At 40.2% G+C, this 26,487-nt stretch carries 22 protein-coding genes, 5 tRNA genes, 1 other RNA gene and 2 pseudogenes; 18 read left to right on the top strand and 12 right to left on the bottom strand.

All coding sequences use genetic code 11. From position 1 onward, the window contains the following. Positions 1-366 precede the first annotated feature (366 nt). Positions 367-1,938 (top strand): phosphoethanolamine--lipid A transferase EptA, encoded by a 1,572-nt coding sequence (gene eptA, locus AYS37_RS00465; RefSeq protein ID WP_000202297.1) that lies wholly within the window; start codon positions 367-369, stop codon positions 1,936-1,938. Positions 1,939-1,987: 49 nt separating this feature from the next. Beyond that, the gene (lpxE, locus tag AYS37_RS00460) at positions 1,988-2,524 is read left to right on the top strand and encodes a lipid A 1-phosphatase LpxE (protein WP_241209031.1); all 537 of its coding nucleotides are present in this window, start codon (positions 1,988-1,990) and stop codon (positions 2,522-2,524) included. 33 nt (positions 2,525-2,557) lie between these two features. On the opposite strand, the gene nspC is transcribed toward lpxE, so the two are convergent. The 3 genes from nspC to AYS37_RS00445 form a co-directional block, all read right to left on the bottom strand. Beyond that, entirely contained in the window at positions 2,558-3,775 is a 1,218-nt protein-coding gene (gene nspC / locus AYS37_RS00455; protein ID WP_000760836.1) for a carboxynorspermidine decarboxylase, read from the bottom strand. Continuing rightward, a complete protein-coding gene (cheV1, locus tag AYS37_RS00450; protein WP_000785486.1) occupies positions 3,772-4,737 on the bottom strand; it encodes a chemotaxis protein CheV1 in 966 nt (321 codons plus the stop codon). The genes nspC and cheV1 overlap by 4 nt, the downstream gene beginning before the upstream one ends. 105 nt (positions 4,738-4,842) lie before the next feature. Then, complete coding sequence (locus tag AYS37_RS00445; protein WP_001874427.1) at positions 4,843-6,183, bottom strand: COG3014 family protein; 1,341 nt, start codon at positions 6,181-6,183, stop codon at positions 4,843-4,845. 172 nt (positions 6,184-6,355) lie between these two features. Between AYS37_RS00445 and ffs the strand changes: the two genes are divergently transcribed. Then, positions 6,356-6,453, top strand: an RNA gene (gene ffs / locus AYS37_RS00440) — signal recognition particle sRNA small type. A 34-nt stretch (positions 6,454-6,487) separates the two neighbouring features. Here ffs and AYS37_RS00435 read toward each other — a convergent pair. The 6 genes from AYS37_RS00435 to dnaG all read right to left on the bottom strand — a co-directional run bounded on the left by AYS37_RS00435 (position 6,488) and on the right by dnaG (position 13,189). Then, positions 6,488-8,851 carry a VirB4 family type IV secretion/conjugal transfer ATPase gene (locus tag AYS37_RS00435; RefSeq protein ID WP_000890496.1) on the bottom strand — a complete coding sequence of 788 codons (2,364 nt, stop codon included), beginning with the start codon at positions 8,849-8,851 and terminating at the stop codon, positions 6,488-6,490. 1 nt (position 8,852) lies between these two features. Beyond that, positions 8,853-9,116, bottom strand: a complete 264-nt coding sequence (locus tag AYS37_RS00430) for a hypothetical protein (protein WP_000584956.1) — start codon at positions 9,114-9,116, stop codon at positions 8,853-8,855. Next, positions 9,116-9,397 carry a TrbC/VirB2 family protein gene (locus tag AYS37_RS00425; protein WP_001272690.1) on the bottom strand — a complete coding sequence of 94 codons (282 nt, stop codon included), beginning with the start codon at positions 9,395-9,397 and terminating at the stop codon, positions 9,116-9,118. The genes AYS37_RS00430 and AYS37_RS00425 overlap by 1 nt, the downstream gene beginning before the upstream one ends. 145 nt (positions 9,398-9,542) lie before the next feature. Beyond that, entirely contained in the window at positions 9,543-10,370 is an 828-nt protein-coding gene (locus AYS37_RS00420) for a DUF5718 family protein (protein WP_001154860.1), read from the bottom strand. 90 nt (positions 10,371-10,460) lie between these two features. Continuing rightward, positions 10,461-11,513: an MnmA/TRMU family protein gene (locus tag AYS37_RS00415; RefSeq protein ID WP_000721192.1), complete on the bottom strand. Its 1,053-nt coding sequence runs from the start codon at positions 11,511-11,513 to the stop codon at positions 10,461-10,463. Next, positions 11,510-13,189: a DNA primase gene (gene dnaG / locus AYS37_RS00410; protein ID WP_000601617.1), complete on the bottom strand. Its 1,680-nt coding sequence runs from the start codon at positions 13,187-13,189 to the stop codon at positions 11,510-11,512. Before dnaG ends, AYS37_RS00415 begins: the two co-directional genes overlap by 4 nt. 286 nt (positions 13,190-13,475) lie before the next feature. Between dnaG and groES the strand changes: the two genes are divergently transcribed. The 8 genes and pseudogenes from groES to AYS37_RS00365 all read left to right on the top strand — a co-directional run bounded on the left by groES (position 13,476) and on the right by AYS37_RS00365 (position 18,982). Next, positions 13,476-13,832: a co-chaperone GroES gene (gene groES, locus AYS37_RS00405; protein ID WP_000671927.1), complete on the top strand. Its 357-nt coding sequence runs from the start codon at positions 13,476-13,478 to the stop codon at positions 13,830-13,832. A 25-nt stretch (positions 13,833-13,857) separates the two neighbouring features. Beyond that, the gene (gene groL, locus AYS37_RS00400) at positions 13,858-15,498 is read left to right on the top strand and encodes a chaperonin GroEL (RefSeq protein ID WP_001040278.1); all 1,641 of its coding nucleotides are present in this window, start codon (positions 13,858-13,860) and stop codon (positions 15,496-15,498) included. A 330-nt stretch (positions 15,499-15,828) separates the two neighbouring features. Continuing rightward, positions 15,829-17,923, top strand: a pseudogene (sabA, locus tag AYS37_RS08555) (Hop family adhesin SabA/HopD). A gap of 512 nt (positions 17,924-18,435) precedes the next feature. Further along, positions 18,436-18,511 (top strand) — tRNA-Lys (locus tag AYS37_RS00385). Between the two features lie 12 nt (positions 18,512-18,523). Then, positions 18,524-18,598, top strand: a tRNA-Glu gene (locus AYS37_RS00380). A 42-nt stretch (positions 18,599-18,640) separates the two neighbouring features. Beyond that, positions 18,641-18,716 (top strand) — tRNA-Val (locus AYS37_RS00375). Positions 18,717-18,766: 50 nt separating this feature from the next. Further along, a tRNA-Asp gene (locus tag AYS37_RS00370) sits at positions 18,767-18,843 on the top strand. 63 nt (positions 18,844-18,906) lie between these two features. After that, positions 18,907-18,982 (top strand) — tRNA-Glu (locus AYS37_RS00365). Between the two features lie 13 nt (positions 18,983-18,995). Here AYS37_RS00365 and panC read toward each other — a convergent pair. Beyond that, positions 18,996-19,826 (bottom strand): pantoate--beta-alanine ligase, encoded by an 831-nt coding sequence (gene panC / locus AYS37_RS00360; protein WP_001264305.1) that lies wholly within the window; start codon positions 19,824-19,826, stop codon positions 18,996-18,998. Then, the gene (pyrF, locus tag AYS37_RS00355; RefSeq protein WP_001175246.1) at positions 19,827-20,510 is read right to left on the bottom strand and encodes an orotidine-5'-phosphate decarboxylase; all 684 of its coding nucleotides are present in this window, start codon (positions 20,508-20,510) and stop codon (positions 19,827-19,829) included. A 121-nt stretch (positions 20,511-20,631) separates the two neighbouring features. On the opposite strand from pyrF, the gene AYS37_RS00350 reads away from it, so the two are divergent. The 7 genes and pseudogenes from AYS37_RS00350 to AYS37_RS08930 all read left to right on the top strand — a co-directional run bounded on the left by AYS37_RS00350 (position 20,632) and on the right by AYS37_RS08930 (position 25,639). Next, entirely contained in the window at positions 20,632-21,297 is a 666-nt protein-coding gene (locus AYS37_RS00350) for a carbonic anhydrase (RefSeq protein WP_000642993.1), read from the top strand. Continuing rightward, a complete protein-coding gene (kdsA, locus tag AYS37_RS00345; RefSeq protein ID WP_000858139.1) occupies positions 21,284-22,114 on the top strand; it encodes a 3-deoxy-8-phosphooctulonate synthase in 831 nt (276 codons plus the stop codon). The genes AYS37_RS00350 and kdsA overlap by 14 nt, the downstream gene beginning before the upstream one ends. 9 nt (positions 22,115-22,123) lie before the next feature. Then, on the top strand, positions 22,124-22,594 hold the full coding sequence (ribH, locus tag AYS37_RS00340) for a 6,7-dimethyl-8-ribityllumazine synthase (protein ID WP_001165607.1): 471 nt from the start codon (positions 22,124-22,126) through the stop codon (positions 22,592-22,594). A gap of 1 nt (position 22,595) precedes the next feature. Further along, positions 22,596-23,012: a transcription antitermination factor NusB gene (gene nusB / locus AYS37_RS00335; protein WP_000235753.1), complete on the top strand. Its 417-nt coding sequence runs from the start codon at positions 22,596-22,598 to the stop codon at positions 23,010-23,012. Between the two features lie 303 nt (positions 23,013-23,315). Continuing rightward, complete coding sequence (locus AYS37_RS00330) at positions 23,316-24,077, top strand: YaaW family protein (protein WP_000323673.1); 762 nt, start codon at positions 23,316-23,318, stop codon at positions 24,075-24,077. 86 nt (positions 24,078-24,163) lie between these two features. After that, complete coding sequence (locus tag AYS37_RS08550; RefSeq protein ID WP_000071328.1) at positions 24,164-24,304, top strand: hypothetical protein; 141 nt, start codon at positions 24,164-24,166, stop codon at positions 24,302-24,304. Positions 24,305-24,704: 400 nt separating this feature from the next. After that, positions 24,705-25,639: pseudogene (locus tag AYS37_RS08930) on the top strand (YaaW family protein). Between the two features lie 22 nt (positions 25,640-25,661). Here the strand turns inward: AYS37_RS08930 and flgG are convergent. Continuing rightward, positions 25,662-26,450, bottom strand: coding sequence for a flagellar basal-body rod protein FlgG (gene flgG / locus AYS37_RS00320; protein ID WP_000946437.1), 789 nt, complete (start codon positions 26,448-26,450; stop codon positions 25,662-25,664). Positions 26,451-26,487: the final 37 nt, after the last annotated feature.

Genomic DNA, 26,487 nt, shown 5'->3' with positions numbered 1-26,487 from the left:
AACCCAATGAAAACGCCCCAAAGTCAAGGACAAACCACCCACAAGGAAACCCCTAAGCTTTTTAGGCTTATGGAACGCTCTTAGAAATTAGCGTTTCATCAAAAACACTACCTTAAACCAAGAAAAAGAAATTTCAAGGTATAATAGTTTCCAAGAGCGTTTGCCATTTTTACGCTTCATGGCATGCTCCTTATTTGGATTTGCCCCATATCCTAACTATGGGGCGTGATGAAATCCTACAACCAACGCGCTTTAAAGCCCTTAAATGCAACCACCCTAAAAAACGCACTTTCCACTTTAAAATAAACCATAAAATCCCCATACCTACGATATAATCCTAAGATTGATTGATTTTAAGGGGCGTGTTTGACATCATTATTCCATCTGAAGTTTTTAAAGCCCCTAAGTTGTCTGCAAGCCGGTTTGCTCTATAGCCTTATTTTTGGCGTTTTATACCATTTCCCTTTGTTCGCTTACATTTATAAAGAAAGCAACCAGGTTAGTTTTATAGCCATGATGGTTATCGTGCTTTTTTGCGTCAATGGCGCTCTTTTTTTGGCGTTAGGCTTGATCTCTGCTTCTTTGATGCGTTGGAGCGCGATAGTTTTTAGTTGGCTCAATTCTGTCGCTTTCTATTTCATTAGCGCTTATAAGGTGTTTTTAAATAAGAGCATGATGGGCAATGTCTTAAACACCAACACGCATGAAGTTTTAGGCTTTTTGAGCGTTAAATTATTCCTTTTTATCGTTGTTTTTGGGGTGTTGCCTGGCTATATCATCTATAAAATCCCCCTTAAAAATTCTTCTAAAAAAGCGCCATTCTTAGCGATCTTGGCGTTAGTGTTTATCTTTATCGCTAGCGCTTTTATGAACGCTAAAAATTGGCTGTGGTTTGACAAGCATGCGAAATTCATAGGGGGCTTAATCCTGCCCTTCGCTTATAGCGTGAACGCCTTTAGAGTGAGCGCTCTTAAATTTTTCGCCCCCACTATCAAGCCGCTCCCTCTCTTTTCGCCCAACCATTCTCATTCGTTTGTGGTGCTAGTCATTGGCGAAAGCGCTAGGAAGCGCAATTACGCCCTTTATGGCTATCAAAAACCCACCACCCCAAGATTAAGCAAACGCTTAGAAAATCATGAACTCACCCTTTTTAACGCCACTTCTTGCGCCACTTACACGACAGCGAGTTTGGAATGCATTTTAGATTCTTCTTTTAAAAACAGCTTGGGCGTTTATGAAAATTTGCCAACTTACTTGACTAAAGCGGGTATCAAAGTCTTTTGGTATAGCGCGAATGACGGCGAAAAGAACGTTAAGGTTACCAGCTATCGTAAAAACTACGAATTGATTCAAAAATGCCCCAATTGCGAAGCGATCGCTCCTTATGATGAATCCTTACTCTATAATTTGCCTGACCTTTTAAAAGAACACTCTAATGAAAATGTCTTGCTCATCTTACACCTTGCCGGCTCGCATGGCCCCAACTATGACAACAAAGTGCCTTTAAATTTTAGGGTGTTTAAGCCCTATTGCTCAAGCGCTGATTTATCTTCTTGCTCCAAAGAAAGCCTGATTAACGCCTATGACAACACCATTTTTTACAACGACTATCTGTTAGACAAAATCATTAGCATGCTTGAAAAAGCCAAACAGCCCGCCCTAATGATTTATTTAAGCGATCATGGCGAAAGTTTGGGCGAAGAAGCGTTCTATTTGCATGGCATTCCTAAAAGCATCGCCCCCAAAGAGCAATACGAGATCCCCTTTATCGTTTATGCCAATGATCTTTTTAAAGAGAAGCATTCCATCATTCAAACCCAAACCCCCATTAATCAAAACGTGATTTTCCATAGCGTTTTAGGGGTGTTTGAAGATTTTAAAAACCCAAGCGTTGTTTATCGCCCTTCTTTAGATTTATTTAAACACAAAAAAGAGTAAAATAACACTCATGAAAAAATTCTTATTTAAACAAAAATTTTGTGAAAGCCTGCCCAAAAGCTTTTCTAAAACTTTGTTAGCGCTCAGTTTGGGCTTGATTTTGCTGGGTGTTTTTGTGCCTTTCCCTAAAGTCCCTAAACACCAAAGCGTGCCTTTGGTGTTTCATTTCACCGAGCATTACGCGCGCTTTATCCCCACGATTTTATCTGTGGCGATTCCCTTGATTCAAAGAGATGCGATAGGGCTTTTTCAAGTCGCTAACGCTTCTATCGCTACAACTTTTCTCACGCATGCCACCAAAAGAGCCTTAAACCATGTAACAATCAATGAGCAGCGTTTGGGCGAGCGCCCTTATGGGGGTAATTTCAACATGCCAAGCGGGCATTCGTCTATGGTGGGTTTGGCGGTGGCGTTTTTAATGCGCCGTTATTCTTTTAAAAAATACTTGTGGCTCTTGCCCCTAGTCCCTTTAACCATGCTCGCTCGCATTTATTTAGACATGCACACCATTGGCGCGGTGTTGGCTGGGCTTGGCACTGGAATGTTATGCGTAAGCCTTTTTACAAGCCCCAAAAAACTTAATTAAAAAAACTTAATTAAAAAAACTTAATTAAAAGCTTTAATTCCTGTTTTTATAATCTTCATAAGAAAAGTTTTTGAGGATTTTAAAACCTTGCGAGTCTATTTTAGCCAGGCTTGGGAGCGGCACGCCATTAAACGAGTTGCTTTTGACAATCGTATAATGGAGCATGTCTTGAAACACGATTTTATCGCCCCTTTTTAAAGGCGTATCAAAACTAAAGCTCCCCATAAAATCCCCCGCTAAACAAGTAGGACCGCCTAAAAAATAAGAAAACGCCCCTTGATTTTCGCCCTTTTCAACTTCAACAAGCTCTTCATCATTTTCTACGGAAATTTTAAGGATACTAGGGCGATAAGGCATTTCTAAGCAATCAGGCATGTGAGCGCTAAAAGAAGCGTCTAAAATCGCAATTTCTTGATCGTTTTGAACGATGTCTATCACGCTTGCGATTAAAAACCCGCATTGCCACCCTATGGCTTCCCCAGGCTCTAAGATCACTTCTATATTATGATAACGCTCTTTAAAATCCTTAATCGTTTGGATGAGCAAATTCACATCATAATCGCTCTTAGTGATATGATGCCCCCCACCAAAATTCACCCACGCCATGTTTTCTAAATAGGGCTTGAAATGCTTTTCTACATGCTCTAAAGTCCGGCACAAAGCGTCAGCGTTTTGCTCGCAATGCGTATGGAAATGCAACCCGCTCACCCCCTCTAAGCCATGCTCTTTCACCCCCTTTTCAAATCCGCTAGGCGTAATCCCTAACCGGCTCACTTTAGAGCATGGGTTATAGATCGCTGGGGTTACTTCGCTATAGAGAGGGTTGATCCTTAAGCCCATTTTAATGGGGCTTAAGCCCAAGTTTTCTAATTGCTTGTTTTTATCCAAAATCCTATCTTTATAGGTGGCGTATTGGTGAAAAGAGTTAAAAATAATGCTTGTCGCTAAGGGTAAAATCGCGCTCATTTCAGCCTCTTTGAAAGCCGGGCTATAAACGCAAATTTCTTTGTGGCTCTCTCGCCCTCCAAATTCTTCAAAAGCGAGCCTAGCCTCATAAAGACCGCTCGCGCAACACCCGTTCAATCTTTGCCTCAAAATCCCAAACTCACGCCAAAACGCATACCCTTTTAAAGCGAGCAAAACCTTTGCCCCGCTTTGTTGGTGCACGATTTCTAAAATCTTGGCGTTTTTTTCTAAGCGTTCGCTCTCTAGCACATAGCAAGGGGTGGGGATAGCGCTGTATTTTTTCATGCTAATTCCAAAAATTGCTTAACCACTCGCTGGATGTCTTTAGGGTTAGACTTGGAGATGAAATCATCGGCCTTCAAACTCCTAGCCATGTCTTCATTAGAGCTCCCGCTCATAGAAGAATTGACCACGATAGGGATTTTTGAAGTCAAAGGATCGTTTTTAACCTGTTTGATCACTTCAAAACCGCTCGCTTCTGGCATTTCTAAATCGGTAATAATCAGGCCAATATTGCCCACATCGGTTGTTGGGTTGAATAAATGCTCTAGTAAGGTTTTACCATTGATAAAATCTATATGCTTGACGCCCAGCTTGTCTAAAATCATTTGCATGGTTTTTAAAACGCTTGGGGAGTCATCAGCGAGCAAAACGCATTGGTTAGAATGGATTTTAGAAAGCGTCTCTAAATCGTTGTGTTTTTCATCTTCAATCCAAGGGAACACGTCTATAAGCATTTTTTCAATATCCACCACTTGCACCAAGCGCCCATCAAAATAGCGCGTGCGGCTCACGAGCTTGTTATTGCCTGCAGATCCCCCTAGCCCAGCGCTTTGCTCCATTTCAGTCCATTTCTTGCTCAAAATCCTATCCGCTTCATAGATCCTGACCCCTATGGTCCAGCGAGAAAACTCACAAATCATGACAATATCGTCTTCGCCTTTTTCTTTTTCTATCCTGTAAGGGCGTAAATCCTTGCTCTTGTTCTGGCTGTCATAATAAAACCATTTTTTCATGTCAATCAAAGGAATGGTGAGCTCTCTTATAATGATCAAGCCCTCAACGAGCGAATTGTTTTCGTGGCTGATGATGGTGAGATTGCCATGGTATTTCACCACTTCACGGATCTTAAAGACATTGACCGCATACAAATCCTTGTTTTTACCCAGCCTGAAACACAATAATTGCAACTCGTTATTTTTATGCAAACTCGTAACTTGATCAATGCCCGCTAAACTATCAGCCATGACTTCCCCTTAATTTAGGTTTTCGTATCGTTTTATAATTATATCGTGTTTGTGTTTAATGCCAACGACACTTAAAAACTAAAAATTTCTTTGGGTGTTTTGGAATCATTTTAAATGACTCAAAACAAACCCGTTTTTAAAGCTGCGCACATATAAAATATTATGGCGGTTAGAGCAAAGGATTTGTGGGGCTGTTACAAACCCAGAAAGCAATTCCCTAGCATCAATGACTTTGGGGCTTTCAAGCGATCTTTTACAAGGCCTTAATGAAAACGAAAAAGCGTCAATAGAATCAGCTCGAACTTCATAATTTTCAAAAGCTTTATTTTTGATACGCATAAGATAGATTTTATGGGCAAAAATGCTCGTGTTTCTGGTGTCTGCAAAGGTGCTAACACCTGAATACAACGAAGTTACTAACCCTCCAACAAACCCCAAATAATAGTTCGCCACCGCTTGCATGCCCACTTTAAAAGTGGCCGATAAAATAGCCCTAGTGATAATGTAGGGCAATTGCTTCCTGAATTCGCTGGCGACCACCGCATCTATTGAGGCTAAAGTGTCAAAGGGCGTTACTTTTTCTCCATCTTTTAAGGTGAAATTTTGATAAAACGCTTCCCCTTTTTCTAGCTTGGGCAAGGCTATACTCACGTTATAAACCGAATCAATCATAAAAATAGGCACATCAATTTTAAATTCGCTTTTTTGCGGCTCTTTACCATCTTCAATGATGATCCAAGTGAAATGGCTTCTGTTAGGGTTTTTGAAAAAAACCAAGTCTTTAGCCACGAAAGGGCTTTGACTGATCCCATAGGCTTCATTAAGATAGCCTAACCCCTTATTTTTATCCCCATCTAAAGCGTAAAACAACCCTGAAAGATACGAAACCGCCGGGTTAAGCAAGCCTTGATAAGCTTCGTATTTGTCTAAATTAGAATAGGTGTTGTTTAAAATCTCGCTCACTTCTACCCTAGAGCGTTCCATATTAATATTGTGCTTTTTGCTAGAATCGATCTCTTTAATGGCTTTTTGCACTTCCTCATAATAAAATTCTTTAGCCCTGCGCTGGCGTTCGTTCGCGCGGTTGAATTGCACCCTAGCTTTCGCGCTATCGTTTAAAAGCATGTAGTCTATCGCTTTGTAATAATTGATTAAAACGCCCTCATAAATATTCCCCCCATAAGCGCGCACGTTATCATTAATCATGGTAGCGCCCACATAACCAGCCCCTCTTGTGAAAGCGCTTTGGGTTTTATCAAAGCGTTGCTCGGCTTGATCTAATACCCCTAAAGAAGTCTCGTAATCTCTGGCGTATAAAGCACTCAAGCCGTTTTGCAAGTCCCATAAAAGAGCGTTCTTTTTTTTCTTAGTGAATTGTTTGGAATATTCATAAGCTTGTTTGGGGCTTTCTTCATAATAGAGCGTGTTAAAATGTTCTAAGTCCATACGATAGCCTATGCAACCTGTTAATGATATTCCTAAAATTACCGACATCAACAGAACGAATATTTTCAATCTAACCCTTTTAATTGACATTTTTTGCTTGACTATTTGAGCGTATCATAACATTTTTAATGAAAACATAAGCTTTTTATGGCTAAAATGATCCCTAAGCTCTTATTTAGACCTATGCAATAGGAATTTAGGGTAACGCTTCAGGGTAGGAATACAGCAGAGTCCCCTAATTTCTTGTGTGCCTTAGCCATCTGAATAGGAGTGTTTCACACGATATTGAAACTGACTTTTAAAACTAACTCTTCAAAAGTTTCTCACGCCACTCTGTAGGGTAGTCTTTTTGTAACGCTTTCACTTTATTGACATGGCTAGAATCTGAATTAAAGATTTTCAAATAACGCCCCAAGCCCTCCAAACTCACATCAATCATGTTAGAACTCCCATTACCCAGATTTTTGACTAAAACCTGTCTGGCATACAAAGGGGTGTTTTCTAAAAAAGAAATTTCAGTCTCGCTCAAAGGCACATTGAAATGGTGTTTCAATTCCCTAGCGTTTTTTTGCGGATACAAAATGAGAGTCCCCATGTTGCTTAAAAAACTATGGGCGTTTTTAACCCCGCTTAATTGGTAAATGTCTTGCAAAGCCAACACCACCACGCCATTAGCTTTCCTGGCTTGCGTGATTAAAGCGTTGATTTTGGTGTTCAGTAAATCGTTTTCCACATAGGATTTAAACTCGTCTAAAAAAACCAAAAAACCGCTGTCGTTTTTCCTGGATTCTTCTAAGATTTTATAAAACAAATAATAGGCTAAAAGCCCTAAGTCTTTAGGGTTTTGGGTGATAGCGTCTAAGTTGATTACATTTAAAAAAGCGTTGGAATTGAACGCGTCATTCAAAGCGTTAAAAAGGGGGTTATTCAAATACGGCTCCAAGCTCAAGCCCAGTTGGTTAGATGAGGTTCTTTTAAGCGTTTCTTTAAAGTCTAGCAAACTAAAGGCTTTAGGGTATAAGGTCTCATAAAGGCTCTTAATCGCGCTAGAAATCGCATTCATATCTTCCAAGGCTTCTTTATCCCTTGAAGGGGCAAGATCAAACATGCTCAAAAAGAAGGATTGCAAAAATTCCAAATTCTGCAAATTAGGCTCTAAACAAAAGGGGTTAATACTAAAAGATTGGCCGTCATGGTAATGCCCTTTAAAAAATTTGGTGAAAGAATACAACCCTTGCATCCTGTCAAAGGCTAAAAGGCGCATGTTTTGGTATTTCAAAGCGCTCATCATTAAAAAGCTAATCAGCGTGCTTTTACCGCTCCCGGTAGCCCCTATGATTAGAGTATGCCCGTTCACTCTGGCGATTTCTTTAGCGTTCTTGTGGCTCACTTCTTGGTTGTGGAAATTGAATAAAAAAGGGGAATAATCCAAATTTTTAAACACGCTCAAAGGGCTATTCCCCCATGAATTAGCCTTAAAGCCTAAATTTTGCCTTTCAAACACCATTAAACACGCTAGGGCTTTAGAGGTTAAAAAACGCAAGCGGTGGTTTAAATGGATGCGTTCAGGGAAAAAGGAAAAATACCCCCCTTTCAAGCCAAAAGTTTCTATAACGCCCACTAAGTTTTCTTTAAATAAAAGCCCTAAAACTAAGCTGGTTTGAGCGTCTAAATCCTCTAAACTGGGGGCTTTGATAAGAATGTTTAGGGCGAATTTTTGCATGGATAGGCGTTTGGTTTTGACTAATTCTTGGTATTCTAGTAGCTCGTTTTTAACAAGATTAGACATGCTAAACTTGGCTCTCTCTTTTAAAAAACCCAGCGTTTTATGCGCACTCATAGGCTCTATAGAAAAGATAATATCTAAAGGCGTTTCTTGGTATAAAAGCGCTCCCACCGCTATAGAAGTGATGCGTTCGCTCTCATAAGCTTTAATGCCAATCAAGCGGTTGTAGGTTTTTTGGTTAAAACTTTCTTGAATGAAATAATCTTTTTCAAAAGTGGTAGAACTAGCGATATAACTATCGCTCAAATACCCCCCTACTAGGGGCTTTAAAGGGAGATCAAACCCATTGATGTATTCCGCATAAAAATTCAAAACCTCTTTAGAGCTTAAGAGTTTGGGGGCATAATTTTTGAGCTGGATTTCTAGGCTTTTTAAAGTTTCTTGCAAAAAATGCGCTTTATAAGAGAGAATATCCTTAAAATTTTCCCTATTGGCATGCATGAAAGATTTTTTCTTATGCTCTAAAACGCCATGCAAAGAGTGAGTGCTTTCTAAAACTAAAAAATACTGGTTTTCATACACTTCTTTGTTTTCAAATTGATTCAAGATCGCTTGCAAGTATTGAGAATCAGATTGAATGTTTTGTTGGTGATCAATTTTACGCCTTTTAACCACGAGGCGCGCCACGACTTTTTCCAAAGAATCCAACGCCATCTGGCGCTCGGTGAAAAGATCTTGCAATTGCTCTGTGCTTAAATGGGTGTAGCTAACCCCTTCTAAACGGAGGATGCCCACTAAATTTTCGTTTTTAGTGAGTAAAAAATGCTCATCATACAAGCCTAAAATGTTGTTTTCTTCGCTCATAGAATAGCTTTTAGGCAAAACCCCTAAAAAATAGTTTGAAATTTTTTGTTTGATAGCGCTTAAAAGCTTTTCTAACATCCTACGCTCTATAACATTTGGTTTTGGTCTTTATTTTGCTTTTAGCCACAATAATATCTGCAATGTCTTCATCAAAAAATTCCAGCACGCTAAAGAGCGCTAAAAACCCTAAATACAATAAAAAAGCGCTCAACAAATCAATCCAAGGGAGCAAAATAAAAGGCGCAAAAACAGAAATCAAATAAGATTTAGCGTTCAGCCATAAAAATTTTTCTTTAACCGAAATTTCACGCAAATTCTTCACGCTCGCTGATAAGATAATCATTAAAAAATTCCCATAAACCAATTCGCCAAACTCGGGGCCTTAAAGAACAAAAAAATCCCAAACACCACGCCAAGGATCGTAAATAAAATCTCTTTCCACCGGTCCAAATTCCTCCACACATAAATAGCGATCCCTATGAAAATCACCATTAAAATCCCCTTAGCGATGGGGCTTTTGAGCTGGGCTTCTAGAGCGTTAAAAAACCCCTCTAAACCTTCAGCGAACAAACTTGAAACGCACATGCCTACTAAAAAAACGATTTTTAAAAAATGAGCGGACATCATAACCCTTTTGTTTAATTTTAATTAACTTTCTAAGGTTTAATTATCTCAAAAAAACCATAAAAATCCTCTAAAAGGGGGTCAAAAGGGGTGGTTTTTATCTTTAAAAGGGGTAAAAAAGCAAAGCTAAAGAGAAAAAGCCTTACTACTCTACGATTTGATAGACATAAGAAAGATTAGCGTGTTCTTTGGTTTGTAGGGTGTCTTCTTCTAAGAGGTTTTGAATCTTTTCAAAACTATATTGTAAATGGTTGTAAGCAATAATCACCACCTCATCGCCTTTTTGTAAGAAATGCTCTTGCGCAAAAGGCATATAAGGGGTAGCCCCGATCGCAAAAATCATTTTAGTAGGGAAATTATGGCGCTCTAAAAAAGGCCTTAAAGCTTCTAAAGAATCGCCATCTTGTTGGTGGTTCAATCTGTCTTTGATCCAATCTAAAAGCTTTTGATAAAAAAACTCGTATTTGAGCAATTTGCTGTTTTCCCCATAGATGTGCCAAACATTGTCGTATTTCAAAAAAGACGCGATAGAAAAATTATTGCACACCCCCCCATAAACAAACCTGTCAATGGGCAATTTCTGCCCTATACCTTTAGAAGCTGGTGAAAAATTCTTTTTTTGGGAAAGTTTTGTGGCTTCTAAGTTGCGTACAGAAGCGTCATTAAACGCCATGAAAAAATTAGGCACAAGCTTGGTTACTAAATGTTTTTCATCATACTTAACATCGCATTCTAAAGCGATTTCTGGCTCTGCTTGCACCTTCAAATCCAAATCATTAGGCAAAATAATCTTATGGTTATCAATGCAACAACGCCCCAAATAACAATTTTCATAGGGGATATAAAAAGGGAATAGTCCCTTAGGGGCGTCCTTTTCTTCGCTTTTCATGTTAATAAAACTATGACTCTCTCCTGCTTGCTCCAAATGCCCTGCAAAATTCCCCACCACACCAAAACCTAAAAACTCTTGCATGCAAACCTCCTAGCAAATAGCTTAATGATTAGAGCTTTTTCCATTATAGCATAAAAAGAAAACCCCTAAAACCCTCAAAAAAACTCCCTTTTAAGCGAACAAATACTCCCTAGCGTTCTCTTTATCCAAAGGGTAAAGCTCGCGCTTTTCATTCCCTATTTGAATGAGATAAGCTTGATTTTTTAAAGTCTTAGCATAGCCTAAAGCGATACGACCGGCTAATTCTTTATCTTCTTTGCTGGCGTTTTTATCCACTAAACTCAAAGGGCCTTTACAGCTTAATAATTCAATCTTATCCATTAAGGGGTGCTCAATGTCTAATTTATGGTTTTCTTCTTCATTCCTTGCCACCACCAAACGAGCGTTATGGGGTAAGACAAAATAACGCCCGTTTTTGACAATCACGCCATCTTCAAACACCATTTCTCTGTATTCTTTCAAATTCTTAATCTTATTGCTCACTTGAATGTCTGTAAGCAAGCACCCCCCACCTGGCTTTTCATAATATTTCAAGCCGTAATCTTTGATCATTTGCAATTGCCTAGTGCGCCCCCTACCACTCACATCTAAAAGCTTGTCTCTATCAACAAAACCCTTTTTTTCCATAAAAGTAGGCTCTAAGAGTTTAGCGCTCATGGGCCTTAAGAGCAATTCATCTAAAAATTGCGGTTTTTCACCGCCTGCTTGCGTTCGGTCTAAAATGGGATCAAAACGCGCTTCTTCGCCCACTTCTCTGACTAATTTCCTCACCTGATTGAGCGCTTCTTTCCTTTGGGATTTAGGGCGTTGCCCTAGCACTTCCCCACTCAAAACAAAATCCGCGTTCAATTCAAGCATTTTATAAAAAGCGTTCCTAAACATGTTGGCATGGCAGTCAATGCAAGGGTTGAAATACTTCCCATAGCCGTATTTGGGCTTGAATAACACATCGTTAAAGAACTGCTCTCTAATATCGCACACTAGGAGCTTAGCCCCAATTTGCGCGGTGGCGTTTTCAAAATACTCTCTTTTATCTTTATTCCCTCCAAACCCTATATTAAAGTGCAAAGCGGTTACTTCAATGCCTTGATCAATGAGTAATTTCATAGACAACAAACTATCCAACCCCCCACTAAATAGGGCTAAAGCTTTAATCTTTTTCATATGGCGACTAATTCTCCTTGTTTTAATTTCATAATGGCCTGGCGGGCCTTTTTTAAATAGATCATTTTTTCGCTAAAAGGGAGCGAACTTTTAGGGATTTCCTTGAGTTGCCGCTCAAAATAGCGCAAAATCAACAAACGCAATTCCTTTTCAAAACCCCCTTTTTTTAGGGGTAAATTCGCATCTAATAATAACGCAACTAATTTAGGGTCGTCTAATTTTTCTTGACACAAAGCGTCAAATTCTTGTTTTTTATGCAAGAATACCCCACTATGGATATAACCCACCGCCAAATCCAACAAGCTTCTGTCTTCTAAAAGATAGCGGATCACTAATTTTTCTAAAAATTCCAAACTCATCGTGTTAGGAACATGGGCGAACTTTTGAGCAAGATTGGGTTTTTCTGTTTTGGGGTAAAAAGGTTGAAAAGAGGCTCGCTCTCTAACCCCTAAAACATGCAAAGGCGCTTGCAAAAGTGCAGCGATTAAGGGCTTGTATTCGCTTTGTAAAAGCAGGGAAAAGTTTTTTAAAAACCCTAACATTTCTTTAAGGGCCTTATCTTTTTCTAAAGGATCGTCTAAAAGATAGGAATCCGCCATGCGCCTTAAAACAAACTCAATAAAAGCTATGGGGCGCGATAACAAGTCTTTTAAGGTTTCAATCTGGTTATTAGCGATCATATCCGCAGGGTCTAGGTTGTTTTCAAACAAAATCACCCCCCCCTTTCTTTGCTCTTTAGCCAACATCAAGCTCGCTTTATAAGCCGCATTCCGCCCTGCCTTATCCCCATCATAGCTTAAAAGGATTTCTGGCTCGCCTTTTTTAAGCAAGGGCAAATGCGATGGCGTTAAAGCTGTCCCAAGCGTGGCTGTGGCGTTTTTAAAACCCGCCTGGTGCAATAAAATCACATCCAAATACCCCTCTGTTACAATGACTTGCTTTTGTTTATAGATGTGTTCTTTAGCCAAATGATAGCCATAGAGCAAACTGGATTTATCAAAAAGCTTATTTTGGGGCGAATTGATATACTTAGCCGCTTTTTCTTTTAAGGTGCGCCCTCCAAAACCCACCACTTGAGCGCTAGGGCTATAAATAGGGAACATGATGCGATCTAAAAAACGCAAATAGGTTTTATCCTCTTTATCGCTCTTGCCTAACACGCCTAATTCAATGAGCTTGTCCTTATTCAGGCCTTTATTTTCAATGCCGTAATCAATTCTATTCGTGCATAAGCCTAATTTAAACGCTTTGATGCTCTCTAGGCTAAGCCCTCTTTTTTGCAAATAATTCAAAAAAAACGGGGCGTTAAAAAGCTCTTCTTGATACAACGAGCTCACCATTTCTAAAAGGTGGTAATCTTCTTTATGATCGTAATAAACGCCTTTGTCATGCTCTAAAGCTATATTGAATCGGTGGGCTAATTTCTCAAGCGCTTCCACAAACGAAAGCTTTTCAAACTTCATCACAAATTTAATGCTATCCCCGCTCGCCCCACACCCAAAGCAATGGTAAAACCCTTTAATTTGATTGACGCTAAAACTCGCGCTCCTTTCTTCATGAAACGGGCAACAAGCCATGTAGCTAGAGCCTGATTTCCTCAAATCCACATAAGAGCTAATGACTTCTACAATGTCTATCGTTTGTAAAAGGCGATCAATGGAACTTTTAAGAATCATTTTTCATGCTTTCTTTAAATGGGCTTTTTTGGTTTGACTTTCTCAAAAGGGATTATACTCAATAAATAAAATCTTCAAAAAGGTTTGTTAATAACGCCCCTTTTTCTAATCCTTATATTTTTAAACTAATGAAACTTGATACAAATAGACTTAATAATCCTTATAATTTAATCTTAGCTTTGGTTTTATGGCTTGACTTATCCCTAAAAATGCGCTATAGTTGTGTCGCTTAATAACAATAAGCGCTAAATTTCTATTTTATTTATCAAAACTTAGGAGAACTGAAATGAAGTTTCAACCATTAGGAGAAAGGGTCTTAGTAGAAAGACTTGAAGAAGAGAACAAAACCAGTTCAGGCATCATCATCCCTGATAACGCTAAAGAAAAGCCTTTAATGGGTGTGGTTAAAGCCGTTAGCCATAAAATCAGTGAGGGTTGCAAATGCGTTAAAGAAGGCGATGTGATCGCTTTTGGCAAATACAAAGGCGCAGAAATCGTTTTAGACGGCACCGAATACATGGTGTTAGAATTAGAAGACATTCTGGGCATTGTGGGTGCGGGATCTTGTTGTCATACAGGTAATCATGACCATAAACATGCTAAAGAGCATGAAGCTTGCTGTCATGATCACAAAAAACACTAAAAAACATTATTATTAAGGATACACAATGGCAAAAGAAATTAAATTTTCAGATAGTGCAAGAAACCTTCTATTTGAAGGCGTGAGACAACTCCATGACGCTGTCAAAGTAACCATGGGGCCAAGAGGCAGGAACGTGTTGATCCAAAAAAGCTATGGCGCTCCAAGCATCACCAAAGACGGCGTGAGCGTGGCTAAAGAGATTGAATTAAGTTGCCCAGTAGCTAACATGGGCGCTCAACTCGTTAAAGAAGTAGCGAGCAAAACCGCTGATGCTGCCGGCGATGGCACGACCACAGCGACCGTGCTGGCTTATAGCATTTTTAAAGAAGGCTTGAGGAATATCACGGCTGGGGCTAACCCTATTGAAGTGAAAAGAGGCATGGATAAAGCCGCTGAAGCGATCATTAATGAGCTTAAAAAAGCGAGCAAAAAAGTAGGCGGTAAAGAAGAAATCACCCAAGTAGCGACCATTTCTGCAAACTCCGATCACAATATCGGGAAACTCATCGCTGACGCTATGGAAAAAGTGGGCAAAGACGGCGTGATCACCGTTGAAGAAGCTAAGGGCATTGAAGACGAACTAGATGTCGTAGAAGGCATGCAATTTGATAGAGGCTATCTCTCCCCTTATTTTGTAACCAACGCTGAGAAAATGACCGCTCAATTGGATAACGCTTACATCCTTTTAACGGATAAAAAAATCTCTAGCATGAAAGACATTCTTCCGCTATTGGAAAAAACCATGAAAGAGGGTAAACCGCTTTTAATCATCGCTGAAGACATTGAGGGCGAAGCTTTAACGACTCTAGTGGTGAATAAATTAAGAGGCGTGTTGAATATCGCAGCGGTTAAGGCTCCGGGCTTTGGGGATAGGAGAAAAGAAATGCTCAAAGACATCGCTATTTTAACCGGCGGTCAAGTTATTAGCGAAGAATTGGGCTTGAGTCTAGAAAACGCTGAAGTGGAGTTTTTAGGCAAAGCCGGAAGGATTGTGATTGACAAAGACAACACCACGATCGTGGATGGCAAAGGCCATAGCGATGACGTTAAAGACAGAGTCGCGCAAATCAAAACCCAAATTGCAAGCACGACAAGCGATTATGACAAAGAAAAATTGCAAGAAAGGTTGGCTAAACTCTCTGGCGGTGTGGCTGTGATTAAAGTGGGCGCTGCGAGTGAAGTGGAAATGAAAGAGAAAAAAGACCGGGTGGATGATGCGTTGAGCGCGACTAAAGCGGCTGTTGAAGAAGGCATTGTGATTGGCGGCGGTGCGGCTCTCATTCGTGCGGCTCAAAAAGTGCATTTGAATTTACACGATGATGAAAAAGTGGGCTATGAAATCATCATGCGCGCCATTAAAGCCCCATTAGCTCAAATCGCTATCAATGCCGGTTATGATGGCGGTGTGGTCGTGAATGAAGTAGAAAAACACGAAGGGCATTTTGGTTTTAACGCTAGCAATGGCAAGTATGTGGATATGTTTAAAGAAGGCATTATTGACCCCTTAAAAGTAGAAAGGATCGCTTTACAAAATGCGGTTTCGGTTTCAAGCCTGCTTTTAACCACAGAAGCCACCGTGCATGAAATCAAAGAAGAAAAAGCGGCCCCAGCAATGCCTGATATGGGTGGCATGGGCGGAATGGGAGGCATGGGCGGCATGATGTAAGCCCCCTTGCTTTTTAGTATAATCCGCTTCTAAAATCCCCCTTTTTCTAAAACCCTCTCTTTTGGGGGGGTGCTTTGACAAAACCGCTCGTTTTGAAAAACGCGCAACAAAAAATCCCCATTAAAATCAGGCTTTTATCATTAGCGTTCCATTAAAATAAAACCTAAAAACCCTTTCCAATGCCACCCAAACAAACGCGCAAAAAGTGCAAAAATTCTAAATTTTCTCCAAATGACAAAAAAAAAAAAACGATTTTATGCTACAATGCTTCAAATACATTCTTAATGTATCAAATCTCAATCACTCAATTTAATTCCAAGGAGAAAATTTATGAAAAAAACCCTTTTACTCTCTCTCTCTCGCTTCATCGCTTTTAAACGCTGAAGACAACGGCTTTTTTATCAGCGCGGGCTATCAGATCGGTGAAGCCGCTCAAATGGTGAAAAACACCGGCGAATTGAAAAAGCTCTCAGACACTTATGAGAATTTGAGCAACCTTTTAAGCAATTTTAACAACCTCAATCAGGCGGTAACGAACGCGAGCAGCCCTTCACAAATCAATGCGGCGATCGATAATTTAAAAGCCAACACGCAAGGGTTGACCGGCGAAAAAACCAATTCCCCCGCCTATCAAGCCGTCTCTTTGGCGCTCAATGCGGCGGTGGGCTTGTGGAACGTGATAGGCTATGCGATAATGTGCGGGAATGGCAATGGCACAGGGAGTGGGCCTGGCAGCGTTGTTTTCAATGACCAACCAGGAAGCTATTCAACAAGCATCACTTGCAACCGGTATGAAGCGACTGGTCCTGGTAAATCCATGTCTATCCAAGAATTTGAAAAACTCAATAAAGCCTATCAAGCCATCCAACAGGCTTTAAAGAATGGGAGTGGGTTTCCTGTCTTGGACGGGAAAGGCACAGAAGTGACAGTAACATACACCTACGAATGCAAACAAACTGCTGATATTAATGGTGGTGTGAATCAATTCTGTCAAAAAAATGGCAGCAGTAATGGTGTAACTAGCAATGGTAGTAACAACAAAGAAACGCAAAGCTTTACCTTCACCAATACCGCTCAAAACCTTTTGGAACAAGCGAGCGCGATCATGAATGTCCTTAACACCCAATGCCCCTTAGTGCGATCCACGCATGATGAAAACGCTCCGGGTAATGGTAGCCCATGGGGCATCAATACAGGCGGGAATGCGTGCCAAATCTTTGCCACTGAATTTAGCGCCGTTACTAGCATGATCAAAAACGCCCAAGAAATCGTCGCACAAGCTCAAAGCCTTAACCAGCAAAACAACCAAAGCGCGCCGCAAGATTTCAATCCTTACACCTCTGCTGATAGGGCTTTCGCTCAAAACATGCTCAATCACGCGCAAGCGCAAGCCAAGATGCTTGAACTAGCCGATCAAATCAAAAAAGACCTTAACACTATCCCAAGCCAATTTGTATCAAATTACTTAGCAGCTTGCAGAAATGGGGGTGGGACATTACCTAATGCAGGGGTTACTTCTAACACTTGGGGGGCCGGCTGCGCCTATGTGGAAGAGACCATAACGGCTTTAAACAACAGCCTTGCGCATTTTGGCACTCAAGCCGAGCAAATCAAGCAATCTGAGTTGTTGGCGCGCACGATACTTGATTTTAGAGGCAGCCTTAGCACTTTAAACAACACTTATAACAGCATCACCACGACCGCTTCAAACACGCCCAATTCCCCATTCCTTAAAAATTTGATAAGCCAATCCACTAACCCTAATAACCCCGGGGGCTTACAGGCCGTTTATCAAGTCAACCAAAGCGCTTATTCGCAATTATTAAGCGCCACGCAAGAATTAGGGCATAACCCTTTCAGACGCGTTGGATTAATCAGCTCTCAAACCAACAACGGCGCGATGAATGGGATCGGCGTGCAAGTGGGCTATAAGCAATTCTTTGGTGAAAAAAGAAGGTGGGGATTAAGGTATTACGGCTTTTTTGACTATAACCATGCCTATATCAAATCCAGCTTTTTCAACTCCGCCTCTGATGTGTTCACTTATGGGGTAGGAACAGATGTCCTTTATAACTTCATCAATGACAAAGCCACTAAAAACAGCAAGATTTCTTTTGGGGTGTTTGGGGGGATTGCGTTAGCCGGAACTTCGTGGCTTAATTCCCAATACGTGAATTTAGCGACATTCAATAATTTCTATAGCGCTAAAATGAATGTGGCGAATTTCCAGTTTTTATTCAATTTAGGCTTGAGGATGAACCTCGCTAAAAACAAAAAGAAAGCGAGCGATCATGCGGCTCAGCATGGCGTGGAATTAGGCGTGAAGATCCCTACTATTAACACGAATTACTATTCTTTGCTAGGCACTCAACTCCAATACCGCAGGCTTTATAGCGTGTATTTGAATTATGTGTTTGCTTATTAAAGCGTTAAAACCCTTTGTGAAACTCCCTTTTTAGGGGATTTCTTTTAAACTCTCTTTTTTTGAACCCTTTTTTTTGAACCCTTTTTTTTGAACCCTTTTTTTTGAACCCTTTTTTTTTGGGGGTCAAGCGTAAAATTCCCCCCTATCCCTTTAAGAAAATAAAATAAAACTTAAGAAAATGCGTTTTACAACAAAATAAGATCTAAAACAATAAAACAAAACCCCATTTTTTAAAAATGAAATTTTTTAAACAAAAAAGCATGAAATCCTAATAAGATTTATTAGTGCTTGGGAGGAACAAAGCCTTTTTAAAACCCCAAAGCTAACGCTAACCAACATTAAAACGCATGAATTAGCGTTTAATCTTTATGCTATTAAGCGCAGCCAAAGTTTTAAGCGTAATATTTGTTACCCATGCCGTTTTGAGAGCGTGTCGTTTCTATGAAAACCGCAATATTTTTCAATTATTCTTGACAAGCGTTAAAAAAAATTGTATCATTATCTTTTTGTGAGACCCGTTAGCTCAGCTGGTAGAGCAATTCCCTTTTAAGGAATGGGCCGTTGGTTCAAATCCAACACGGGTCACCATTTGAGCGTAGTGGCTCCTTCATCTAGTGGTTAGGATACCACCCTTTCACGGTGGTTACAGGGGTTCAAATCCCCTAGGAGTCACCACTCTTTTAATATAGATTTAGTTGGATTTTATCTCAATATTGTGGTCGCTTAGCTCAGTTGGTAGAGCGCTACCCTTACAAGGTAGATGTCATAAGTTCGAGTCTTATAGCGACCACCATTTTTGACTTAGCTTCAAGCATGCGTTTTTAGGCTATGGGGTTTGGATAGGGAGCGGTAGTTCAGCTGGTTAGAATATCTGCCTGTCACGCAGGGGGTCGCGGGTTCGAGTCCCGTCCGCTCCGCCACCAAGAACTTTTTAAATCATTTTCTACGCTTTATTTCCAATACAATAGTCAATCGTTAAAAATGACCCTTTCATCTAGTGGCCAAGGATACCACCCTTTCACGGTGGAAACGGAAGTTCAAATCTTTCAAGGGTCGCCACAAAAATTCCAAACTACACCCATAAATTATCTAAAAGCCTGGTTTTACCCACACGAGCCGCCACTAAAATGAGCGTGTTAGTTGGCTCTATGGTTTTTAAAGGCTCTAGCTTGTGGTTGCAACATTCCAAATAATCCACTTCCAAGGTTTCTAAAATTTCAAGCCCTAGTTTTTTCAGTTTTTCGCACGCTTTTTCGCCCCTATCTATGGCCTGCTGGATGTTTTCTAAAGCTTTTGGAATAGCTAGGGCTTGTTTTCTTTCTGTTGCATTCAAATACACATTCCTAGAGCTTAAAGCCAAATTATCGTCATCGCGCACGATCTCGCATGGCGCTATTTCAATGTCTAAAAGCAAATCTTGGACTAAATGCTGGATGATTAAAAGCTGTTGGGCGTCCTTTTTGCCAAAATACGCTCTAGTAGGATTAACAAGATGGAACAATCTTAACACGATCTGAACCACCCCATCAAAATGCCCCTTACGCACCGCTCCCTCTAAAGAGCTAGATAAAAATGTAGGGGCGTAGAGTTTCAGGCGTTGCTCTGCTTCATAGGGATACATTTCGTCAATTTTAGGCAAAAATACCGCATTAACGCCCAATCCTTCACACAAAGCCAAATCCTTTTCTAAAGGGCGTGGGTAAGCGCTAAAATCTTCGTTAGCCCCAAATTGCGTGGGATTGACAAAAACGCTTACAATCGTGTGGGAATTTTCTTTCAAACTCCTTTCTATCAAGCTTTGATGCCCTTTGTGTAAAGCCCCCATAGTCGGCACAAACCCCACGCTTTCTTTCAAATTTTTACGATATTCTCTTAAAGTGGCAATCGTTTCTAACACGCGCATTTAACAATCCTTTAAAAGCTCTAAAACCACTTCTCTAGGCTCTTTAGCCTGATAAATGGGGCGGCCCACCACGATAAAATCGCTTAAATTTTGTTTGGCTTCTTTAGCGTTCGCCACCCTTTCTTGATCCTCTTTATCGCTTTTATTGAGCCTTATGCCAGGGGTTAAAGTCAAAAAGCCTTGACCTAAAGCCTCTTTGATTGCTAAACTTTCAAACACCGAACACACCACCCCATCAATCCCGCTCTCTTTACCCATAGCGCTTAATGTGATCGCTTGCGTTTTTAAAGGAGCGTTATACACCATCAAAAATTCCTCTTCGCTAAAGCTGGTTAAAGCGCTCACGCCCATGATTAAGGGGCGTTTTTTGAGAGCGTTCAGGCGTTGCATTAAAGCTGTTAGCGCGCTTTTGCCACTACTTAAATGCACGGTGAGCATGTCAATTTCTAATTTCGCGCATTCTAGCGCGGCATTTGCCATCGTATAAGGGATATCATAGAGTTTCAAATCTAAAAAGATCTTAAAATTTTCATCAATCTTTCTGATTTCATCTAAAAAAACAGCCCCATCTCTTATAAAAGATCTAAGCCCCACTTTAGCCCATAACTCTAAGCCCTTTAATTCTTGTAATAAAAAAAGGTTGTCCTCTTTTTTTTCTAAATCCAATGCGATACACAATTGCATGAAAGCCCTTTAAAGTGTAAAATAACGCCATTATAACAAAAAGAAATGCAAGATTTTTAGCTATGATAAGCGTTTTAAAATGAAAACCAAGTTTAAGAAAATGAGATTTAAGGGTTAAAGAGTGAAAGCGTTTTTAGGAGCGTTAGAGTTTCAAGAGAATGAATATGAAGAGCTTAAAGAGCTTTATGAGAGCTTAAAAACCAAGCAAAAGCCCCACACTTTGTTCATTTCTTGCGTGGATTCACGAGTCGTGCCTAATTTAATCACCGGCACCAAACCGGGCGAATTGTATGTGATCCGCAATATGGGCAATGTGATCCCCCCTAAAACAAGTTATAAAGAATCCCTTTCTACCATTGCGAGCATTGAATACGCTATTGCGCATGTGGGCATTCAAAACTTAATCATTTGCGGGCATAGCGATTGTGGGGCTTGCGGGAGCATTCATTTAATCCATGATGAAACCACCAAAGCTAAAACCCCTTACATTGCAAACTGGATACAATTTTTAGAGCCTATTAAAGAAGAATTAAAAGATCACCCGCAATTCAGCAACCATTCCGCCAAGCGTTCATGGCTTACAGAGCGTTTGAATGTGCGCTTGCAACTCAACAACCTCTTAAGCTATGATTTCATTCAAGAAAGAGTGATAAATAACGAATTAAAAATTTTTGGTTGGCACTATATCATAGAAACAGGCAGGATTTATAATTATAATTTTGAAAGCCATTTTTTTGAGCCGATTGAAGAAACCATTAAACAAAGGAAAAGTCATGAAAACTTCTAAAACAAAAACCCCTAAACCCGTTTTAATCGCTGGGCCATGCGTCATTGAGAGCTTAGAAAATCTAAGAAGTATCGCTACTAAATTGCAACCCCTAGCCAACAACGAGCGGTTGGATTTTTATTTTAAAGCGAGTTTTGATAAGGCTAACCGCACGAGTTTGGAGAGTTACAGAGGGCCTGGTTTAGAAAAAGGCTTAGAAATGTTGCAAATTATCAAAGAGGAATTTGGTTATAAGATTTTAACCGATGTGCATGAGAGCTATCAAGCAAGCGTGGCAGCCAAAGTAGCGGATATTTTACAAATCCCGGCGTTTTTGTGCCGCCAAACGGATCTGATTGTAGCAGTGAGCCAGACTAACGCTATTATCAATATCAAAAAAGGGCAATTCATGAACCCAAAAGACATGCAATATTCTGTCTTAAAAGCCCTTAAAACAAGGGATAAAAGCATTCAAAGCCCCACTTATGAAACAGCGTTGAAAAATGGCGTGTGGTTGTGTGAAAGGGGGAGCAGCTTTGGGTATGGGAATTTAGTGGTGGATATGCGCTCTTTAAAAATCATGCGAGAGTTTGCCCCTGTGATTTTTGACGCTACCCATAGCGTGCAAATGCCAGGGGGTGCGAATGGGAAAAGTTCAGGCGACAGCTCTTTTGCCCCTATTTTAGCCAGAGCGGCGGCGGCGGTGGGGATTGATGGACTATTCGCTGAAACGCACATTGATCCTAAAAACGCCCTAAGCGATGGGGCGAACATGCTCAAACCTGATGAGTTAGAACACTTAGTAACCGACATGTTAAAAATCCAAAATTTATTTTAAAGGAATTTCATGCAAATCATAGAAGGGAAATTGCAATTACAAGGGAATGAAAAAGTCGCTATTTTAACCTCGCGCTTCAACCATATCATCACAGACAGATTAAAAGAAGGGGCGATGGATTGCTTTAAAAGGCATGGGGGCGATGAGAATCTTTTAGATCTCGTGCTGGTGCCTGGGGCTTATGAATTGCCTTTCATTTTAGAGAGGTTGTTAGGGAGTGAAAAATACGATGGCGTGTGCGTTTTAGGAGCGATCATTAGAGGGGGGACTCCGCATTTTGACTACGTGAGCGCGGAAGCGACTAAAGGCATTGCTAGTGCGATGTTAAAATACAGCATGCCGGTAAGCTTTGGCGTGCTTACCACGGACAATATTGAACAAGCGATTGAAAGAGCGGGCAGTAAAGCCGGCAATAAGGGCTTTGAAGCGATGAGCACTCTCATTGAATTGTTGAGCTTGTGCCAAACTCTCAAGGGTTAAAATGGCGACACGAACTCAAGCTAGGGGGGCTGTGGTTGAATTGTTGTATGCGTTTGAAAGCGGTAATGAAGAAATTAAAAAAATCGCTTCCAGCATGCTAGAAGAAAAAAAAATTAAAAACAACCAGCTGGCTTTTGCCTTAAGCCTTTTTAATGGCGTGTTAGAAAGAATCAATGAAATTGACGCCCTCATTGAACCGCATTTGAAAGACTGGGATTTCAAACGACTAGGGAGCATGGAGAAGGCGATTTTACGCTTAGGGGCGTATGAAATTGGCTTCACGCCCACGCAAAACCCTATCATCATCAACGAATGCATAGAGCTTGGCAAACTCTACGCTGAGCCTAACACCCCTAAATTTTTAAACGCTATCTTGGATTCTTTGAGCAGAAAGCTCACTCAAAAACCCTTGAATTGAGGGCGTTTTATGCCTAAATTTAAAAAATGATGCTATAACCGCTTTATTTTCTTTTTAATCATTATTTTATTAGTTGTTTTTTATAAACAAACATTATTCAGGCAATAACCAAAAAATTGGTGTTTTAAAGCATGAAATCTATAGAACTAATAGCGTTGGGCTTTTGAGTTTAAGCCTTTTTAGAATATTAAGTGTAGTTTTAGACAAATGATATTAAAATCAGTAATCACTTTAGAAAAACAGCGATGGAGCGTGAAAAGTCGTTTGTTTTTAATAAGTGATAAAACAATATAAAGGAATAATATGGCATACAAATATGATAGAGACTTGGAATTTTTAAAGCAACTGGAATCTGGTGATTTATTGGATTTGTTTGAGGTGCTTGTTTTTGGTAAAGACGGCGAAAAAAGACACAATGAAAAACTCACAAGCTCCATAGAATACAAAAGGCATGGCGATGATTACGCTAAATACGCAGAAAGAATCGCTGAAGAGTTGCAATACTATGGGAGCAATAGTTTTGCGAGTTTCATTAAAGGCGAAGGAGTCTTATACAAAGAGATTTTATGCGATGTGTGCGATAAATTGAAGGTCAATTACAACAAGAAAACTGAAACGACTTTAATTGAACAAAACATGCTTTCTAAAATCTTAGAAAGAAGTTTGGAAGAAATGGATGATGAAGAAGTGAAAGAAATGTGCGATGAATTGTCCATAAAAAACACGGACAATTTGAACAGACAAGCCTTAAGCGCGGCGACTTTAACGCTGTTTAAAATGGGAGGCTTTAAATCTTATCAATTAGCTGTCATTGTTGCGAATGCGGTCGCAAAAACCATTCTAGGGCGTGGTTTATCGCTTGCGGGCGATCAAGTGCTTACAAGAACTCTGAGCTTTTTAACAGGCCCTGTTGGCTGGATCATTACAGGCGTATGGACAGCGATTGATATTGCAGGGCCGGCTTATAGGGTAACCATACCGGCATGCATTGTGGTTGCCACTTTACGCCTAAAAACACAGCAAGCCAGTGAAGATAAGAAGTCGTTACAAATAGAATCCATTTAAGCTTTTTTTTAGGGAAAAGGGTATAGAATGGAAACCTAGGTGCGAAAATGCATCTGGTTTTTATTTTAATTTAAAAGGGAGACAAAATGAGTAACAGTTGCAGTAATCAAAACCACAATCAAAAAGGTGATGCTAAAAATCAAAACAACGAAAGTTGTCAAAAAAATAGCCAAAACCAAGCCAATCAATGCAACGCTAACCACGAACATAAAAACGATAAAAAGTAAGGGTTAGAGGGTTAAAGGAGGGGGTTTCCTTGTGTCAAAAATCAAAATAGCGTTTCATTAAATTATACCTAAAGAAAAATCAATAGTTTCCTACTTTCAAATCAGATTTATCGTATCCAAAATGATAAGCGTATCAAAATATTTTAACTATTATCATCATTCTTTGGTTGTAAAATCAATAAAGCCCGTTAGCATCTGTAGCACTATCTTTGTGCGCAGTTAGCGGGTGTGCTTGAGCTTTTTAGGGCGTTAAACATGATTTTAAAAAATGATGCTCTAATCACTAATCACTAATCACTAATCACTAATCACTAATCACTTCACTAAAAGAGGGGGTTGGTGGGATTTGAGTGAGCGGCAGAAGTAAATTAAAGGGATTGCATGGCATACAAATAGCGACTTGGAATTTTTAAAGCGATTAAGCTCTAATGATTTGAAAGATTTGTTTGATGTGCTTGTTTATGATGAAGATGGTGCACTAAGAATGAATGAAGAATTGACAAGTTCAACAGAATACAGAAGGTATGGTAGCGATTACGCCAAATACCCCAAAAGGATTGCTGAAGAATTGCAGCGTTACGGGGGCAATAGTTTTATTAATTTTTTTAGAGATGAAGGGGTCTTATACAAAGAGATTTTGTGCGATGCGTGCGATCATTTGAAAGTTAGTTATAACAAGTCTTCTAGCACCTCTTTGATTGAGCAAAACATGCTTGCTAAACTCTTGAAAGATAGTTTAGAACAAATGAGTAAAAAAGATCTTGAAGAACTTCTCCATGAATTGGGCATGACAAATATTAATAAAATGATTGGTGAAAACAAACAAATCCTAATCGCATCTGTTTTAACGCTGTTTCAAGCGAGTGGCTCTCATTCTTATGCGTTGGCTATAGCTGTTGCAGATGCAATGGTAAAAAAACTCTAGGGCATGGTTTATCATCTGTGGTGGGTAAAGTAGCGCTTAAAAAACTTTGGGCGTTTTGGCTGGCCCTATTGGTTGGGTCATTACAGGTGCATTAGTGAGCATCAATCTTGCAGGGCCGGCTTATAGGGTAACCGTTCCTGCATGCGTTTTGATCGCCACCTTACGCCTAAAATTAAAAGCGAAATAAGAAGCAAAACTGAAAGCGGAACAAGAAGCGAGACTGAAAGCGGAACGAGAAGCAAATAAAACTAAAAAAACATGGTATCTGGTTATTGTTTTTTGTATTCTCATTGGTCTAGTTATTTTGGCTGTTTTTTTTCATAAAAGGAAAGCACCAATCAAGCAATAACCCAAGCAATAACCCAAAAAGCGGTGTTGAAAACCTTAAAAACCCTAGCCACAAGAATTAAAGAATGGTAGCAACCGCTCCAATTAGCGTTTGAGAGAATTGACGGTTTGGAGCATGGCATCAGCGGTTTGAATGCTTTTAGAATTGGCTTCATAAGCCCTTTGAGCGGTGATTAGATCCGTCATTTCTTCTACCAATCTCACATTGCTAAGCTCCAAAAAGCCTTGTCTTAACTTGCCTAAGCCTTGAGAATCCGGATTGCCCACAATCGCATCACCGCTAGCATTGGTGATGGAAAACAAATTATCCCCCATAGAGTGAAGCCCCGCTGGATTGACAAAATTAGCCAAAGTGATTTGCCCGATCACATTAGAAGTCGTTTGCAAGCCTTGAGTCACGCTCACCGTGCCATCCACACCGATGTTTACTTGCGTGGTGTCTTCAGGCAAAGTGATTTGAGGGATGAGGAGATAGCCCTCGCTCGTTACAAGATTGCCCTGTTCGTCTAGCTTAAAATTCCCGCTTCTTGTATAAGCGGTGGTGCCATCAGGCAATTGGACTTGAAAAAAGCCTTTGCCCGTAATGGCGACATCTAAATTGTTTTCCGTTTCTTTAGGGCTGCCTTGCGAAAACATTTTAGTGATCGCGCTAGGGCGCACTCCTAAGCCCACTTCCATGCCATCTGGCGATAAAGTCGTGTTGCTTGTGTTGGTGCCAGCGTATTGCATCGCTTGGTAAAACAAGTCGTTAAAATCTGCGCGAGATTTTTTAAACCCGGTGGTATTGACATTAGCGATATTGTTTGAAGTGGTGTCAATGTGCGTTTGTTGGGCGAGCATCCCTGAAGTGGCACTATAGAGAGAACGAAGCATTTTTTCCCTTTAAACTAAAACTTAATCACCCAAAATT

Origin of the sequence: Helicobacter pylori NQ4053 (assembly GCF_000274605.1) — a bacterium.
Lineage (GTDB): Bacteria > Campylobacterota > Campylobacteria > Campylobacterales > Helicobacteraceae > Helicobacter > Helicobacter pylori_CV.
This window is presented reverse-complemented; position numbering and strand designations above follow the sequence as displayed.